Origin of the sequence: Streptococcus periodonticum (assembly GCF_003963555.1) — a bacterium.
GTDB classification, from domain to species: Bacteria; Bacillota; Bacilli; order Lactobacillales; family Streptococcaceae; genus Streptococcus; species Streptococcus anginosus.
The window spans coordinates 94,601-108,019 of record NZ_CP034543.1; the positions used below are offsets into that span (position 1 = coordinate 94,601).

The following is a 13,419-nucleotide window of genomic DNA, read 5'->3' on the forward strand; positions in this document are numbered from 1 at the left end:
AAAAGTGTATAATCAAAAGCAGGAGTTTCATGATGTATGACCACTTATAAAAAGATTTTAAATATTGCCCTACCAGCCATGGTCGAAAACTTTTTGCAGATGCTAATGGGAATGGTGGACTCGTATTTGGTAGCGAGTCTCGGTCTCGTGGCTATTTCAGGAGTTTCGGTTGCTGGTAATATTATTACGATTTACCAAGCTATTTTTATTGCGCTGGGAACAGCAGTATCCAGTCTCATTTCCAAGAGTTTGGGAGAAGGAGATCGAGACAATCTGGCTTATCACACTAGCGAAGCCATTAAATTAACTTTGATTTTGAGCGTCTTTCTAGGACTTTTCTCGCTTGTTTTTGGACGCCAGATATTAGCTTGGCTGGGAACGGAGCCTGTCGTCGCCAATGCAGGTGGTCTTTATCTGGCTTTAATCGGGGGAACGATTCTCCTTTTGGGTCTGATGACTACGCTAGGCTCCTTGATTCGGGCAACTAGCAACCCTCGCATGCCCATGTATATCAGTTTTTTAAGCAATCTGCTCAATGTCTTTTTTTCTAGTATTGCGATTTTTATTTTCCACATGGGAATTGTGGGAGTGGCACTAGGAACTATTTTAGCTCGTCTAGTAGGCGTATTGATTTTATGGAAAGAATTGTCTCTGCCTTTAGCGCCTTGGAGTTGGAGGCTGGATTGGGACTTGTTGCGTTTATCTCTGCCAGCTGCTGGAGAGCGGCTGATGATGCGGGCTGGAGATGTGGTGATTATTGCCATTATCGTTAAGTTCGGGACAGATGCCGTTGCGGGAAATGCTATTGGAGAGGTTCTGACTCAGTTTAACTATATGCCGGGTTTTGGAGTCGCTACTGCAACGGTTATGTTAGTGGCTCATGCGGTGGGACAGGCAGATTTTCAAACAGTTAGAAAGCTGACGAAGCAGACCTACTGGCTATCTCTTGGACTCATGCTAGCGGTGGCTCTGCTTATTTTTGCACTTGGACAGCCACTAACACATCTTTATACAAAGGATAGCGGCGCTGTAACAGCTAGCTTGTCGGTCATTCTTTTTTCACTTTTGGGTGTGCCTATGACAGCAGGAACAGTCATCTACACGGCTGTTTGGCAAGGATTGGGAAATGCGAAGTTACCTTTTTATGCCACGACGGTTGGTATGTGGCTGATTCGCATTGTGGCGGGCTACTTTCTGGGAGTAACTCTGGGATTGGGCTTGCCCGGAGTTTGGACAGCCACCCTTTTGGACAATACCTTTCGCTGGATTTTTTTACAAATCATCTATCAACGAAAAATGAGGAGTCAAACATGACAAGAGCTTTTATTTGGGATTTGGACGGAACCTTGCTGGACTCTTATGATGCGATTTTGGCGGGGCTTGAGGAAACCTATATGCACTATGGCTTGGATTTTGACAGACCAGCTATCCATGCTTATATCTTGCAACATTCTGTTCAGAAATTACTGGAAAAAGTCGCAACAGAAAAAGGTTTAGATGCTGAAGAGATGAACCGCTTTCGAGGTCAAAGTTTGCAAGAGAAAAATGCTCACATTCAGCTCATGGATGGTGCTAAGGCTATTCTTACTTGGGCGCAGGAAGCAGATATTCAGCAGTTTGTCTATACTCATAAAGGGAAAAATGCTTATCAAATTTTGGCGGATTTAGAGATTTTGGATTATTTCACAGAAATTGTAACTACTGCTAATGGATTTGCAAGAAAGCCCGACCCAGAAGGTGTGAACTATCTCGTAGAGAAATACCAGCTGGATAAGACAAGCACTTACTATATCGGCGACCGGACGTTGGATGTAGATGTTGCCTTTAACAGCGGTATTCAATCAATCAATTTCTGCGATGACCGACCAAACATTAATCACGAAATCAACCATTTACTAGAGATTAAACAGATAATCTGTTAAAGGGGAGCAAAATATTTGCTTTTCTTTTTTTGATAGTCTATAATTGATTTATCAATAATTGACTAGTCAATTAAAGCCGGGAAGGAGAATATATGGTTGCCATTCATCACCTGCTGTACCAATTGCATTTAACTGATCAAGCTATCACGCAACTCTTTGAGCAAAAATTAGAAATTAGCTTAACGCGGTACGAGATACTGGATTTTTTATTGGACAATGCTCCATGCAGTCAAGTTGCTGTGCAAGAGGTCTTAAAAATCGATCCTGCGGCTTTAACTCGGCATTTCAAACTTTTAGAAGAGCGCGGATATGTTCAACGGCGTCGCAATCCCAAAAATCAACGAGAGGTTCTAGTGAATGTAACGAATGTTGCAAAAGAGCAGCTTTTGCATGAGCCACCGACCTATCATGTAAATGTCAAAAAGCAAATGGAAAAAGTTCTCTCGGATGATGAGCAAAGGACGCTGAGCACTTTATTAGAAAAACTTGTATCTGGCTTAGATCAGATTACTGTAGAAAAACATTAGAAAGAAAAAATTATGTCACTCATTACTACTATATTAGCTACACTTGTCGCACTGGAACACCTCTATATCTTTTATCTAGAAAGTATCGCTACCCAATCAGACAGCACCAGCCGAGTCTTTAACATGACAAAGGAAGAATTATCTCGCCCGTCCGTCACTTCCTTGTTTAAAAATCAAGGGATTTACAATGCCTTTTTAGCTCTTTTCTTACTATATGGCTTGTATATTTCACATAATTTAGAAATTGTGACCATTTTTGTTTTGTTTGTTATCGGGGTCGCAGCTTATGGTGCTGTAACGGCTAATAAGAAAATCATCTTGACCCAAGGCGGACCTGCGATTTTAGCTATTTTAAGCATTTTATTGTTTAAATAGCACCAAATATTAACCATTATAAAATTATAAATTAACCACCGTTAATAGTTTGTGCTATAATATATAGTAGAAATAATTCTACAATAGAAAGAATGATAGAAATGTCAGACAAAAAGGTTTCCTTAAGTGAAGTTAACCAAAGCATTGCAACGCCTAAAAACGCTGGTTTCTTTCGTACTTTATTAGCTTTTTCAGGGCCGGGAATGTTGGTTGCCGTTGGTTATATGGATCCGGGAAATTGGATTACAAGTGTTGTAGGTGGTGCCACCTATCGTTATTTGCTCTTATCAGCTGTCTTGGTTTCTTCTGTAATGGCTATGCAGTTACAACAAATGGCGGGAAAATTAGGAATTGTCACAAGGATGGATTTGGCACAAGCCATTGCGGCTCATACGTCAAAGCCAGTTCGCTATCTCCTTTGGGTTATTACAGAGTTGGCTTTAATGGCAACGGACTTGGCAGAAGTCATCGGTGCAGGGATTGCGCTTCATTTACTATTTGGTTGGTCTTTGCTATTTTCGATTCTGATTACAGTCTTTGATGTTTTCTTGTTGCTTTTTTTGATGAAATTAGGCTTTCGTAAGATTGAAGCAATCGTTGGAACGCTGATTTTAACTATTTTATTGATTTTCTTATATCTGGTAATCCTTGCAAAGCCCAATCTTCATCATATTTTATCAGGATATTTGCCAAATGTGGCAGCTTATCAACATACGGCTAGTAAAAATGGAACGTCCGTTTTGACCTTAGCACTGGGCATTGTGGGGGCAACGGTCATGCCACACAATCTGTATTTGCACTCTTCTATCGCGCAAACGCGAAAAGTTAACTACAAGGCTAAACAATCTGTACATGAAGCTGTACGGTTTATGACGTGGGACTCGAATATTCAATTGAGTTTGGCTTTTGTGGTTAATTCTTTGCTGTTGATTTTAGGGGCAGCATTATTCTTTGGACATGCGGATAAAATTGGTGCTTTTTCTGCAATGTACAATGCCTTAAAAGACCCTCAAATTGCTGATGCTATTGCTAGTCCTATCCTCTCAACGCTCTTTGCAGTGGCTTTGTTAGCTAGTGGTCAAAACTCAACAATCACAGGAACCTTAACGGGACAAATCGTGATGGAAGGCTTTTTAAACATGAAGCTGCCGCCGTGGTTTCTTCGCTTGGTAACTCGCTTACTAGCTCTTTTACCGGTTGTGATTGTTGCTATTTTATACGGAGACAAAGAACAGGTGCTAGACAATCTTTTGGTCTATTCCCAAGTCTTTCTTTCAGTCGCCTTGCCATTTTCAATCTTTCCACTCGTGTATTTCAGCTCTAATAAAAAGCTCATGGGCGAATTTGTCAATAGCAAATGGAATACCTATTTAGCTTATTCCGTTTCTATTTTATTAACTATTTTGAATGTAAAACTTGTAGTTGATCTGTTTTAAAAATTTGTCTATCATTTCATTTTTCTCTAGAATAAATGGCTTAAAAGCGCTATAATGAAAGAGGAAAGATTTGCATATATGGAGGTGTTAAAATGGACGAATTGAAAAAAGTTTTGCTGGCAGGTATTGGATTGACATTTATGACCTATGATAAAGCCACTGAATTTGTTAAAGAATTGATTGCCAAAGGTCGCTTGACGGTGGATGAAGGCAAGCAGCTTCAGTCAGAGCTAAAGCGCAAAGTAAATGAAAAAACGGCTGAAAGTCCAGAGGAGCAATCCGATGATGTATATGCCACCAAGCAAGATATTGAACGACTAGAAGATAAACTAGATCAGCTACTCAAAGGACTTTCAAAAACAGAAGAATAATCTTCCTGATAACGCAGTCACAACTTTATAAAGGCTGCGTTTTTTGCTAAACTAAAAGTAGGATTTGAAAGAAAAAATGATGATGACAAACAGGATGGAGATAACCTTATGGCAAACAAGCGCTTACGAGAGATTCTAACAGCCTTTAGTGCAGTCGGCTGGTCCAATCTGAAAGATCGAAAAAAACCGTTGGACGAGAAAAAAGCTCCCAAGCAATTGCGAGAAGCTTTTGAACAACTAGGACCCAGTTTTGTAAAAATCGGTCAAATTTTATCTACCCGTAGTGACTTATTGCCAGAAATCTATATCAAGGAATTGAGCAAGCTGCAAGATGACGTCAATCCTTTGGACAAAGAGACGGTTATGGCTGCGATTGAAGATGAGTTAAAGCGTCCGATTGAGCAACTCTTTTCAGATGTTTCACAAGAGCATTTGGCGAGCGCTTCCGTGGCACAAACTCATCGTGCTGTTTTGTTAAATGGCGATGAAGTCGTACTGAAAATTCAGCGTCCGCACATTCAAGAGCAAATTACAGAAGACCTTGCTCTTCTGGTTCGTTTAGCCCGTCATTTTCCCAAACATTTGCTGCCCATGGTGGATTTACCAAAGATTTTGCAACAGTTGCAGACAACATTGCTGAACGAAATTGACTTTCGCAACGAAGCTAAGTACATGGATGAGTTCGCCCAATATAATCAAGATATTCCTTGTGTGGGAGTTCCTAAGGTTTATCCAGAGTTTACTACTCCGCACTTGATTGTCGAGGAATACATTCCTGGTGTCCGTATCAATCAATATGCTTTTTTACAAGAGGCTGGCTATGACTTGGCAGATATTGGTCAGAAACTTATGTTGAGCTTTATCAAGCAGGTATTTAAAGATGGCTTTTTTCACGGTGATCCACACCCCGGCAATCTTTTAATCTATGAAGGAAAGATTTATTTTATTGATTTTGGAATTACAGGGGAATTGGAAACGGGTTTTCGTGTGTCTCTAAACGACATGTTGTCTAGTTTTACGACACAGGATATTGACTCGATGACACAAGCCATCCTGACCATTACGACTGCTAGTGAACCAATCAATAAATTGCAATTAGAGCAAGACGTTGAACGCATGCTAACCAAATATGGCAATTTAGAGTTAGGCTCCTTGTCTATTACAAATATGTTTGAGGATGTAGTAGCGATTTGTAGGCGTCATCATTTGCAAGTACCGTCCCAGATGACGATCTTAGAAAAAGCAGCCTTGCAAATTGAGGGACTTTTTCGCGAGTTAGCTCCTAACATCAATCTGATGACTTTAGCCAAGCAATATTTCCTCGAAAATATGAAATCAGACATCTTGCACCAGACTTTGAGTTACGATTCTTTCTTAATCGAACTACTTTACTTGCTACGGCATGGAAAAAGTATTCCGCGACGACTACACCAACTTGTGGAGCAAGTGGTGAACGGTCGCTTGGTTGTCAATCATGACTTAATTGACTACAATCAACGATTTCGGCATATTGAATCCTTAGCCAATCGTCTTGTACTAAGCCTTGTCTTCCTAGCTTTATTACTGACAGGAGGGATTTTAACCCTTAATCCAGACATGCTGTTTTTAGCAAAATTTCTGTTAACATTAGCAGGATTGGTATTAGTGTGGTTATTCTATCTTATCATCTGCTCCACAAAAAAATAACATAAAAAGTGAGCGTGACAACTTACTTCTTCATCCGTTTTTCAAGCTCAGAAGAGCTATGGGAGATAAGACTATGAACTAAGAATTTTCAAGATTAGTTCGGTTTCACTCCCTTTCTTTATCTTCCAAACTGTTTGTAACGATCAGTTTGTCATTAGAAGAAGTTTGCTTGAAACAAACATAGTCTGTGAGAGGGAAATGAATCAACTTTAAAAAGGTTTCTGCAAATTGTTCAGGAGGGGTAGTTTCAGGTTGGGTAATCCAAATTTCGATAAAGATCAAAATTCCTCTAACAAGAACTTGAGCGGCCTTTTCTTTTGGAATATTTAATTTTTGATAGTCAATTGTAATATGTTGTTCAATCCATTGTCCATAGGTATTTCGTAAAAATTCCCTCCAATATGGATCTGCTGCTGTTGTAAAAAGACAGCTGATTTGTTTTCGGTGGGTGTATAAGATAGGAATCACTACCTCTGCAAAAAAGACAAAAGGATCAGGATAAACTTTCTTATCATAAGTTTGAAAAATCATTCGAAATTCAGCATCAAGTTCTTTATGAATATAGTCTAGAATTTCATGATTTCCATTGAAATGACGTTTGTAAATGGCTTGTCTTGAAATTCCAGCCTTTTTGGCAATTTCTGCTAAAGAAAAATGCATTTTATTTGGATGTTCCATAGCAAGCTCAAAAAAAGCCTCTAGAATTTTTTCTCTCGTATTAAGTACCATCTTGCTCCCTCCTTATAAATATTCTAATTTAAAAAATATATGTAGTCTAGCAAAACCATCGAAAAAAGTTTACATTTTGTAAACCACCTGCGAGATATCCTGTTGTATATCAATGGGGTGTTTAAAACTTTACAGTTTGTCAAGAAATAGAACTAAAATATAGAGCGTTTTGATTGAAAGGACTATAAGGTAGTTGATATACTGGTATTAGTGGAGTTTTGTACTTTTGTACAAAGTCCTGAAAAACCATAGAAAGGAAATCATCATGATTAAAAAAGCGATGAATCTTGTTGGGGTTGCATTATTGCTGGCTTCAACAATCTTATCACCAGCTAGTGCTGTTGCTCAGACATTGTCGAATCAATCTTCTACAGTGACAACTCAGTCATCTCCGAAAACAGGAACGACTGAACAGCCAACGTCTCCTACTGAGTCAACGCAAAAGACAGCAGATACTAGTTCTAGTCAGGGGCAGCAGCCTGCTACTGAGAATAAAGCGGAAGCTAATTCAAATGAGCAGGAAAATAAGCCAAGCACCTCAAAAGAAGAAAGCTCTGATGCTAGCCAAGTAAAAGAAGATACATCTTCACAAAAAGCTAGTAAGGTAGAGGAAAAGAGTGAGACTCAGCCAGGAGCTCCACCTGCTGCTAAAGATACTAAAGATACCCAAGCAGCTCCTAAAACTCAAAGAGCCCCTAAAGAAATAGATGCGATTACGAAATTTAGCATTACCGATCATAATGGAAAACCGTTAGACAAGCCATTGCAACAGTGGGAGCGGTTTAAAATAAATGGAACATTTACCTTACCTAATAATGAAGTTCAAGAGGGTGACTATACAACAATAACCCTTCCAAAGGAACTTGTTCTTGTAAAATCTTCTGATTTTGATATTGTAGATAAAAACGGTAATATTGTGGCTCGTGCAGCTGTTGATGCAGAGAATCGAACGTTAAAGTTGACCTATACAAAATATGTTGAAGACAAATCAGATATCAAGGGTAGCTTTTATTTTTATACTTATGTTAATCATCATATCGTAAAGGAAAAGAAAAAAGTTCCACTCCAAATTACAGTTAATCGGAATATAGTTCCGATAGGAGAAGTAGAGTTTGGAGGTTTAACTCCGCCATCACAAAAAGATTTGACAAAAGTAGGTAATTTTAAACCAGACAATACCATCACTTATGATATCACTGTAAATCAGTCAGGAAAAGAAGTTCCGGATGCAAAAGTAACTGATATTTTAAAAACACCAAATATTTCCTATGTTAAAGATAGTTTTGAAATTTATAAAGGAAAATGGGTCATTAAAGACAACCGATGGGTTTTAGAAAATAAAAAAACTGTTACAAACCAATTTAATGTGGAATTTTTATCTGACTCAGAATTTTCTATTAAATTAGGAAAAATAAATAAGGATGAAGGCTACCATATTAAATATAAAGCTAAGGCAAATTATAAATTACAAAGTGGTGAAGTCGTTGAAAATATTGCATCTCTTTGGTCCAGTGAAACAAAAATTATAGACTCTATCGCCAAAACGACCTATCTAGAAGCGGGCGGAAGTGCAGAAGGCTATGTTTATTCTATAACCTTGCATAAAAAAGATGAGACCTCTGGATCATCTTTGGCAGGAGCAGTCTTTAGAGTAACACGTGATCGGAATGGTGCTGTTGTAGGAAACTTCACTACGGATAGTACAGGAAAAGTCACGATTCCTAATTTGCTGAAAGACAATTATACTATTAAAGAAATCAAAGCGCCGGATGGTTATCAGTTAACAGGCAAAGAAATTAAGGTTAAACCAGAAAATTTCAATAGTAGTAAGTCTTACAGTTTAGATATTTCAAATAAACGGCAAAAAGTATCTGCGACTTTACAGGTAAATAAGAAGCTCGTTGGTCGCAAACTGAAAGCGCAAGAGTTTGAGTTTGATTTAGTTGATAATACTGAGGTTAGTCCAACTGTCGGTAAAATCTTGCAAACTGTTAAAAATAACGCCAATGGTGAGGTCAATTTCAAATCATTGGAGTATACTAAAGCAGGAACTTATGAATATTTTATCCGAGAGAACAAAGGTTCTGCACCAGGAGTTACCTATGACCAAAAATTTATCACGGTAACAGTAGAAGTCAAGGAGAAATCCGGTAAACTTGAAGTTAGCAAAGTGACTTATATGACAGATGGAGAAGAAATTAAAAAACCAACTTTCAATAATCGCTATACTCCAGTTAAAACATCTGCTAAGTTAGAGGTGAAAAAGGTTTTAACAGGTCGTCCTCTTCAAGAAGGTGAATTTGAATTTGAACTCAAAGATTTACAACGAAATAAAAAGATTTTAGAAACTGTAAAAAATACGGCTGATGGTAAGGTTCAATTCAAAGAGCTTGAATATACTAAAGCAGGAACCTATCATTATACCATTAGTGAAAAAGCTGGTGATGTTCCAGGAGTTGAATATGAACCGAATCTTATCACGGCAACCGTAACTGTCGAAGATAAGGGAGGAAAACTTGAAGTTACAAAGGTCACTTATTCGAAAGCTGGTGAGGAGACGAAGGATCCAACCTTTATCAACCAATACACTCCAGGAAAAACGTTTGCTAAATTACAAGTAAACAAGGTTCTAACTGGTCGAAATCTTCAAAATGGTGAATTTGAATTTGAATTAACGGGTACAGAGGATCATAACCATCAAGTGAAGACGAACGACGCAAATGGTAAAGTTGAGTTCGATCGGATTGAATATACTAAAGCAGGTGAATACCATTACACTATTAAAGAAAAAAACAATGGTCTAGGTGGCATTACTTATGATACGAAAGAAGTAAAAGCTACTGTCAAAGTTACAGATAATGGCAAAGGTCAACTGCATTCTGAAATTATTTATGAGAATGATGACACTACTTTCAACAACACCTACACCATTCAAGCTACTTCTGCAACCTTCGATGTAACTAAGGAGTTAACGGGTCGTAAACTGAAAGCGCAAGAGTTTGAGTTTGAGTTGAAGGAAGATGGTAAGTCAGATGTTCTTCAAACGGCTAAAAATGATGCCCAAGGAAAAGTTCAGTTCCAAGCTATTAACTACGACAAGGCAGGTGAGTACCACTACACCATTACAGAAAAAAATAATGGTCTGACAGGAGTTACTTATGACTCGAGCAAAGTCAAAGTCACAGTTAAAGTAACGGATGATGGTAAAGGGAAGCTAAGTACTACTGTGACTTATGACGGTGGTAAAAAGAACTTTAAGAATACGTTCATACCAAAAGAAATCACAGTGCCTCTGCAGGTGACAAAAGCCTTAACGGGTCGAAATTTACAAGATGACGAGTTTGAGTTTGAATTGTACGATGGACAAAACAAGCTACTTCAAATAGTTAAAAATAAAGCGGATGGTACAATTCCTTTCACAGCTCTTAAGTTCACTAAGGCTGGTCTCTACAACTACCTTATCAAAGAGAAAGCTGGTAAGGTTCCAGGTGTTGACTACGATAAACAACCAATTAAGGTTACCATTCGTGTTCAACAGGAAGAGGATGGACAATTGATTTACAATATCGTCTACCTCGGTTTTAACGAGAGCGGTAAGAATAAAATTTCTAAACAAAGCTTTACAAATAAATATACTGCCAAAGGTACCGATGCTACTTTCTCTGTCACGAAGAAATTAACCGGACGTGCTTTGAAGGATGGCGAGTTTAGCTTTGAACTGAAAGAAGACGGCAAGGCAGACGTTCTTCAAACCAAGAAGAATGACAAAGCTGGTAAGGTTCAATTTGATGCAATCAAGTATCAAACTGTTGGTACCCACAAGTACACCATTACAGAGAAAAACACAGGATTGGGTGGTGTGACTTACGACACCAAGACCATCAAGGTAACAGTTGAAGTCACTGATAATGGTAAAGGTCAGCTTGTTTCAAAAGTAACCTATGAAAACAATGACCAAACTTTCAACAATACATACTCTAGTCAAAAGGTTAGTGCACAACTAAGCGTGACCAAAGAACTGACAGGTCGTGCATTAAACGATCAAGAGTTCGAATTTGAATTAGTCGGAACTGATGACAACGTTCGTCAGACTACGAAAAATGCAGCAGACGGTCGTGTTACTTTTGATGCGATTGACTATACAAAAATCGGAACTTATCGTTACACTATCAAAGAGAAGGACAATGGCTTAGGTGGTGTGACCTATGATAAGAAAGAAATCAAAGCGACTGTCAAAGTTACTGATGATGGCAATGGTCAGTTAGTTGCCCAAGTATCTTACGATACAGCTAATCCAACCTTCCGCAATACTTACCTTGCTAAGGAAACAACTGCGACATTAGAAGCGAACAAAGTGCTAACTGGTCGCGACCTAGAAGCAAATGAATTTGCCTTTGACTTGATTGATCCAAACGGTAAAGTGGTGGATACCGTTAAGAACGCTAAAGATGGTAAGATTTCATTTAAAGAGTTGACATTCAAAACAGCTGGAACTTATACTTATACCATTAAAGAACAAGCTGGTGCTTTAGGCGGTGTGAAATATGACACCAAAGTAATCAAAGCAACCGTTACTGTCACGGATGATGGTAAAGGTCAACTACATACAACAGTTGCTTATGAAAACAACCAAAACACCTTCACGAATACTTATTCAGCAGATAAAGCCACTGCGACACTTTCTGCTAAGAAGCTATTAGAAGGTCGTAACCTCAAAGAAGGGGAATTTGAATTTGAACTGACTGGTACAGACGATCAAGTTCATCAAACGAAGACAAATGCACAAGATGGTAGCGTCACTTTCGATACCATTGAGTATACTAAGGTAGGTACTTATCACTACACCATCACCGAAAAAGATACGAAACTCGGTGGTGTGAAATATGACACCAAAGTGATCAAAGCGACTGTCACCGTCACAGACGATGGTCAAGGTCACTTGGTGACAAAAGTTGCTTATGAAAAAGATGATCAGACCTTCAAGAACACTTATTCCGCTGCAAAAACAAACGCACAACTCTCTGTTAAGAAAGACTTGACAGGTCGTGCTTTGAAAGATGGCGAGTTTGAGTTTGAATTGAAAGGCCAAGATGATAAAGTTACTCAAAGCAAGAAGAATGCTCAAGACGGTAGTGTCACTTTCGACACCATTGAGTACACGAAAGCTGGTACCTATCATTACACCATCACTGAAAAGGATACAAAACTAGGTGGTGTGACCTATGATAAAAAAGTAATCAAAGCAACGGTCACTGTCACAGATAATGGTCAAGGCCAATTGGTAACACATGTTGCCTATGAACAGAATGACCAAACCTTTACAAACCAATACCAAGCTGCTCCAACGGATGCTCAGCTTTCAGCTAACAAGCAATTAAGTGGTCGTGACCTTAAAACTGGTGAATTCAGTTTTGAACTAAAAAATGATAAAGGCGAACTGCTTGAAACGGTGACAAATGATAAGGACGGTAAGATTACCTTTAAGAAGTTGACTTATACAGCAGTTGGTACTTATCAGTACACGATTACCGAAAAAGATACGAAGCTTGGCGGTGTGAAATATGACACTAAGGTAATCAAAGCAACCGTTACTGTGACCGACAATGGCGCAGGGAAACTGGTAGCAACTGTATCTTATGATACAAAAGATCGTGTCTTCAACAATACTTATACGGCAGATTCAGTCCAAGCAACGGTTGAAGTAACTAAGAAATTGGTCGGTCGTACCTTGAAAGCAAATGAATTTGAGTTTGTATTGAAGGATGAAAGAGGTCAAGTGCTTCAAACGAAGAAAAATACCGCAGATGGTTCGGTAAACTTTGATGCTTTTGAATACAAAACAACTGGTACCTACCATTACACGATTGCAGAAAAGGATACAAAACTTCAAGGAATCACTTATGATAAGAAGGTGATTAAGGTGACAGTAACAGTCACAGATGATGGTAATGGTCATTTGGTTGCCAAAGTAAGTTATGACAAGAACATAAAGACATTTGAAAATCGCTATACTCCACCAAAGAAAGGTTTGCCTAAGACAGGTACGGTCATTCATACAGTAGCTATTTTCATTGGTTTGATTGTTTTGGTCGGTGCAGTTTATCTCATCAAGAAGAAATCTTGATAAAATCAAGACTTCAGAAAAATAATAAGTTTAAATTGGGAATCTAGAGAGCATTCTCCTCCGAAATGGGGGCTCTTTAGATCCCCTTTTTGATGCCTAAAGCATAGAATGTGAAAAGAAAAAGGAAGAGCTGTTTCCTAGAGAAAATGGACTTAGAAAAGTTATACAAAAATTTAGAGAATACTTAATCCTTTTCGTGGAAACTATGCTGAAATTTTCACTTGACTCTTTTTTTCTTTATGATATACT

Annotated in this window: 9 protein-coding genes; 8 read left to right on the top strand and 1 reads right to left on the bottom strand. The window is 38.5% G+C overall.

Annotation, left to right across the window (positions count from 1 at the left end):
• Positions 1–36 precede the first annotated feature (36 nt).
• From EHW89_RS00530 to EHW89_RS00560, 7 genes are all read left to right on the top strand, one after another.
• The gene (locus EHW89_RS00530) at positions 37–1,314 is read left to right on the top strand and encodes an MATE family efflux transporter (protein ID WP_126466388.1); all 1,278 of its coding nucleotides are present in this window, start codon (positions 37–39) and stop codon (positions 1,312–1,314) included.
• A complete protein-coding gene (locus EHW89_RS00535) occupies positions 1,311–1,922 on the top strand; it encodes an HAD-IA family hydrolase (protein ID WP_084740599.1) in 612 nt (203 codons plus the stop codon). Before EHW89_RS00530 ends, EHW89_RS00535 begins: the two co-directional genes overlap by 4 nt.
• A gap of 92 nt (positions 1,923–2,014) precedes the next feature.
• Positions 2,015–2,449 carry a MarR family winged helix-turn-helix transcriptional regulator gene (locus tag EHW89_RS00540; protein WP_126466389.1) on the top strand — a complete coding sequence of 145 codons (435 nt, stop codon included), beginning with the start codon at positions 2,015–2,017 and terminating at the stop codon, positions 2,447–2,449.
• A gap of 12 nt (positions 2,450–2,461) precedes the next feature.
• A complete protein-coding gene (locus tag EHW89_RS00545; RefSeq protein ID WP_126466390.1) occupies positions 2,462–2,824 on the top strand; it encodes a DUF1304 domain-containing protein in 363 nt (120 codons plus the stop codon).
• 101 nt (positions 2,825–2,925) lie between these two features.
• Positions 2,926–4,260 (top strand): Nramp family divalent metal transporter, encoded by a 1,335-nt coding sequence (locus EHW89_RS00550; protein WP_126466391.1) that lies wholly within the window; start codon positions 2,926–2,928, stop codon positions 4,258–4,260.
• A 92-nt stretch (positions 4,261–4,352) separates the two neighbouring features.
• Positions 4,353–4,631, top strand: coding sequence for a phasin family protein (locus tag EHW89_RS00555; RefSeq protein ID WP_126466392.1), 279 nt, complete (start codon positions 4,353–4,355; stop codon positions 4,629–4,631).
• Positions 4,632–4,739: 108 nt separating this feature from the next.
• Positions 4,740–6,317, top strand: a complete 1,578-nt coding sequence (locus EHW89_RS00560) for an ABC1 kinase family protein (protein ID WP_126466393.1) — start codon at positions 4,740–4,742, stop codon at positions 6,315–6,317.
• A 105-nt stretch (positions 6,318–6,422) separates the two neighbouring features.
• On the opposite strand, the gene EHW89_RS00565 is transcribed toward EHW89_RS00560, so the two are convergent.
• A complete protein-coding gene (locus EHW89_RS00565; RefSeq protein WP_126466394.1) occupies positions 6,423–7,046 on the bottom strand; it encodes a TetR/AcrR family transcriptional regulator in 624 nt (207 codons plus the stop codon).
• Positions 7,047–7,311: 265 nt separating this feature from the next.
• Between EHW89_RS00565 and EHW89_RS00570 the strand changes: the two genes are divergently transcribed.
• The gene (locus tag EHW89_RS00570; protein WP_193552980.1) at positions 7,312–13,170 is read left to right on the top strand and encodes a Spy0128 family protein; all 5,859 of its coding nucleotides are present in this window, start codon (positions 7,312–7,314) and stop codon (positions 13,168–13,170) included.
• Positions 13,171–13,419 lie beyond the last annotated feature (249 nt).